Here is a 3,226-nt window from a genome sequence, read left to right as displayed (position 1 = left end):
GCCCGCAGTAGTGCGAGGGCCGGCCAACGGCCGGCGCTACCGTGTTTATTCCTCTTCTTCCGGCACTTGGTCGGCGTTCAAAGTGCGCGCCTTGCGCTTGGGCGCGGTGAACGGGGTCGGCGTGGGCACGCCGGGCAGCGCGCTGCCGAACACCATGTGCGCGCCGGCGCGCAGGTCGCCACCGGCCATTTCCAGCTCGAAACGTTCGGCGTCGCGTTCGCGGATCTGCTCGGCGATGTCGCGCGCGTCGTCTTCGTCCGCGCCCAGTTCCATCAGCGCGGCCTGGCCAAACATCAACGCCGACTCGAAGGTTTCGCGGATCTGGTAATCCACGCCGGCATGGATCAGCCGCAGCGAATGCTCGCGGTCGAACGACCGCACCAGCAGCTTGGCCTGCGGGAACTCGTGCGACACCAGTTCGACGATGCGGTCGGCGTCCTCGGCGTTGTTCACGCACACGGCAATCGCACGCGCACTGGCCGCACCGGAGGCGTGCAGCACATCCAGTCGCGTGCCGTCGCCGTAGTAGATCTTGAAACCGAAGCGCTCGGCGTTGTGGATCATGTCCACGTCGTTGTCGATGATGGTGACGTCCACGTCACGCGCCAGCAGCGACTGACTGGCGACCTGGCCGAAACGGCCGAAGCCGATCATCAGCACGCTGCCGGACATGCCCTCGGCGGTGTCCACGCCGTCGAGCGACACCTCGCGCGCCGGCATCAGCTTGTCGTGCAGCAGCACGAACAACGGAGTCAGCGCCATCGACAGCACCACGATGGCGGTGAAGTTGGCATTGACCTCCACGCCGATCACACCTGCCGCAGCGGCGGCGGAGAACAACACAAAGGCGAACTCGCCGCCCTGCGCCATCACCACGCCACGGTCCAGTGCCTGGCGATGGTCACTGCCGAGCACGCGCGCCACGACATAGATGCACACCGCCTTGGCCAGCATCAGCGCAAGCACGCCGGAGACGATCAGCGGCCAGTTGTTGGCGACCACGGTCAGGTCCAGCGCCATGCCGACGCTGAGGAAGAACAGCCCCAGCAGGATGCCGCGGAACGGCTCGATGTCGGCTTCGATCTGGTGGCGGAAGGTGGATTCGCTGAGCAGCACGCCGGCGAGGAACGCGCCCATCGCCATGGAAAGGCCCCCGAGCTGCATCAGCAGCGCCGCGCCCAATACCACCAGCAGCGCAGCGGCGGTCATCACCTCGCGCGCCTTGGCGGCGGCCAGCACCCGGAACAGCGGATTGAGCAGGAACTTGCCGACCAGCACCAGACCGACAATGGAGCCGGCACCGATGGCGATGCTGATCCAGCGCGAGCTTTCGCCCGGCTCAGCGTGCACCGGGGCCATCAGCGCGACCACCGCCAGCAACGGCACGATCAACAGGTCTTCAAACAGGAGGATCGACACGATCTTCTGACCGGACGGCAGTGCGATGTCGCCACGCTCGGCGAGCAGCTGCATCACCACGGCGGTGGAGGTCAGCACGAAACCGGCGGCACCGATGAACGCCACCGGCAGCGGGAATCCGAACAGCATGCACACGCCGGTCAGCACCGCGCCACAGGTGACGATCTGCAGCGTGCCCAGTCCGAAGATTTCCTTGCGCAGACTCCACAGGTGCGAGGGGCGCATTTCCAGCCCGATCACGAACAGGAACATCACCACGCCAAGCTCGGCGGTATGCAGGATGGCCTGCGGGTCGGAGAACCAGCCGAAGCCGAATGGGCCGATCGCCAGGCCCGCAGCGAAGTAGCCCAGTACCGAACCCAGGCCCAGACGCCGGAACAGCGGCACCATTACCACCGCCGCACCCAGCAGCGCGACCACTTTCACCAGTTCACTGCTGGCACCTGCTTCCACCGCCATGCGGTTTATTCCTTGCAACCCCGATAAGCCGTCACGATAGGACAGATTGACGCAGGGACATAGCAACTATCGGGGGGTTGTTTGTGCCAAAAATGGAACGACACGCATTTTTACAGGGCGTTTGTTCCCGTGGAGCCATGCCCTGCACAGAACGCGGCGTAGTCGATATACCCGGGAAACACGGCGTCCGGCGCGCACAGCGGACATGCCGGGTCCGGGCGCAACCGCACCTCGCGGAAACGCATGCCCAACGCATCGAAACTCAACAACCGGCCGACCAGCGGCTCTCCTATCCCGAGCAGCAACTTCAGCACCTCGGTCGCCTGCAGCAGCCCGACCATGCCGGGCAGCACGCCCAGCACCCCAGCCTCGGCGCAGTTCGGCGCAAACTCGGGCGGCGGCGGTTCCGGAAACAGACAGCGGTAACAGGGTGCCTGACCGCGCTGGCGACCGGCGTCGAACACACTCACCTGCCCGGTGAAGCGCTCGACTGCCCCATATACCAGCGGCAAGGCGTGCTGGATGCAGGCGTCGTTGAGCAGGTAACGCAGCGGGAAGTTGTCGGAGCCATCCAGCACGACATCCACCCCGCCCAGCAGCGCGTCGACATTGTCTGACGTCACCCGCGCCTGCACGGCTTCCACCTCCAGGTGTGGATTCAGTGCCAGCAGTCGTTCGCGTGCGGAGTGCACTTTCGGCACGCCCACGCTGGCGTCGGTATGCAGGATCTGCCGCTGCAGATTGCTGCGGTCGACCACATCGTCGTCGACCATACGCAGGTGCCCTACCCCGGCCGCCGCCATATAGAACGCCGCCGGCGAGCCGAGGCCGCCCGCGCCAACCACCAGCACGCGCGCCTGCTGCAGGCGGCGTTGGCCATCAACACCGACCTGCGGCAGCAGCAGATGGCGGGAGTAGCGTTCGTTGAAATCGCGCTCGGCGTCGGTCTGCAGCGGCTGCACCATGGGCAGCCCGGCGGCACGCCAGGCGGTGGTGCCACCGGCAACCGAAGTGATGTTCGTGTAGCCCAGGGCGGCGAGATGCTCGGCCGCTGCAAGGGAACGACGTCCGCTCTGGCAGATCAGCAGGATCTCGCGGTCGCTGGCCGGAAGGTGAGTTGCGGGGGAGGCTTCGAGATCGCCCTTGGCGATACCGACAGCGCCCTCGGCCATGCCGGTGGCGCGTTCGTGGGATTCACGGATGTCGAGCAGCAATGCGCCCTGGGCGTGGCGCTGGCGGGCGGATTCCGGGGAGATCTCGATAGTGTCCATGTGGGCATTATCGCCGTAGAGCCACGCCCTGCGTGGCTTCGACCCACCTGGTACCGCGCAGCCACGCAGGGCGTGGC

Annotated in this window: 2 protein-coding genes; both read right to left on the bottom strand. The window is 66.2% G+C overall.

The features are described from left to right. Positions 1-45: 45 nt before the first annotated feature. Positions 46-1,878: a monovalent cation:proton antiporter-2 (CPA2) family protein gene (locus QMX83_RS20855; protein WP_282298533.1), complete on the bottom strand. Its 1,833-nt coding sequence runs from the start codon at positions 1,876-1,878 to the stop codon at positions 46-48. Between the two features lie 110 nt (positions 1,879-1,988). Then, a complete protein-coding gene (gene moeB / locus QMX83_RS20850; RefSeq protein WP_282298532.1) occupies positions 1,989-3,149 on the bottom strand; it encodes a molybdopterin-synthase adenylyltransferase MoeB in 1,161 nt (386 codons plus the stop codon). Between the last annotated feature and the right edge of the window lie 77 nt (positions 3,150-3,226).

The sequence above is a fragment of the Stenotrophomonas sp. PS02289 genome (assembly GCF_029960115.1).
Taxonomy (GTDB): domain Bacteria; phylum Pseudomonadota; class Gammaproteobacteria; order Xanthomonadales; family Xanthomonadaceae; genus Stenotrophomonas.
The sequence above is the reverse complement of the archived record's forward strand: the minus strand, read 5'-3'. Positions and strand labels throughout refer to the sequence as shown.